Origin of the sequence: Pseudomonas sp. SIMBA_068, assembly GCF_046534705.1 — a bacterium.
Lineage (GTDB): Bacteria > Pseudomonadota > Gammaproteobacteria > Pseudomonadales > Pseudomonadaceae > Aquipseudomonas > Aquipseudomonas putida.
On the sequence record NZ_JAWRYI010000657.1, the window covers coordinates 1 to 267 of the forward strand.

Sequence of the window (267 nt, forward strand, 5' to 3'; positions counted from 1 at the left end):
GGCAGCCCCCCACTTCAGACCGTCCATGGCCAGCGACGCATCAGCGCCGTTTTTCTCTGCAGCTTCGGCGGCGGTGTCCAAGAACTGCTGCCCCAGAGCGATGGCAGCAGACATGCTTTCAGGGAACACCGTAGATGCATAGCGAAGGGCAGCTTCGCGGGTGGCGCCCTTTGCTTGAAGACGCAGCGCTTCAGCGGCACGCAGATCGATAACCCGATTCTGCTCCGGTAGAACCATGCAGATACGCTGTACAGGACCATCCAGTCC

General features: G+C 60.7%; 1 protein-coding gene. It reads right to left on the minus strand.

The annotated features are described in order from the left end of the window. A partial coding sequence (locus SB756_RS30865) for a hypothetical protein (RefSeq protein ID WP_410913341.1) occupies positions 1-267 on the minus strand: 267 nt, incomplete at both ends.